Origin of the sequence: Bradyrhizobium sp. PRIMUS42 (assembly GCF_023006515.1) — a bacterium.
Classification (GTDB): Bacteria; Pseudomonadota; Alphaproteobacteria; order Rhizobiales; family Xanthobacteraceae; genus Bradyrhizobium.
Genome location: NZ_JALBGZ010001459.1, coordinates 1 through 620, shown reverse-complemented (window position 1 = coordinate 620; position 620 = coordinate 1). Strand labels below are relative to the sequence as shown.

The following is a 620-nucleotide window of genomic DNA, read 5'->3' as shown; positions in this document are numbered from 1 at the left end:
AGCAGCGCGCGATGGATGGTGGGCACGGCGGTGTACCAGGTCGGCCGCAGCTCTCGCATCCAGCCGAAGAACGACGGCGCGTCGAAGCCGTCGGTGCAGATCACGCTGGAGCCCGCGGCCAGCGCCGTCAGCAGGCCGGAGATCAAGCCATGGGCGTGAAACAGCGGCAGGACGTTGAGCAGACGATCGTGGGATGTGAGCGACAGCACGCGGCCGGCATTGGTGGCGGACAGGCACACATTGCGATGTGTCAGCGGCACCATTTTCGGCCGTGCCGCCGTGCCCGACGTCAACAGGATGAACGCATCGTCGTCGCCGCGCGAGGCGCCGCCGGTCGCCGCCGGCTCGATCGTCGGCCCAACGAATGCGCAGCCGCCGAGATTGTCTTGCCGCCCCGGCACGAAATCGATCACCGCGATATCGAGCGCCTTGGCGGCCTCGCGGCTCGCCGGGTTCATGTCGGCCCGTGTCACCAGCGCCGTCAGCTTCAAGTCGCTGAAATAGCGTTGCAGCTCGTCAGCCGTCAGATCGGGATTGACGGGGACGCAGGCGCAGCTCGATGCGACCGCGATCAGCGCCAGCGCGCTGTCGGCGCCGCGCGGCAGTGCGACCGCGATCCG

1 protein-coding gene is annotated in these 620 nt (G+C 68.5%); it reads right to left on the bottom strand.

Annotation, left to right across the window (positions count from 1 at the left end):
* Nucleotides 1–620, bottom strand: a 620-nt coding sequence (locus MOV75_RS41060; protein ID WP_247008570.1) for an AMP-binding protein, incomplete at both ends; no start/stop codon positions are given.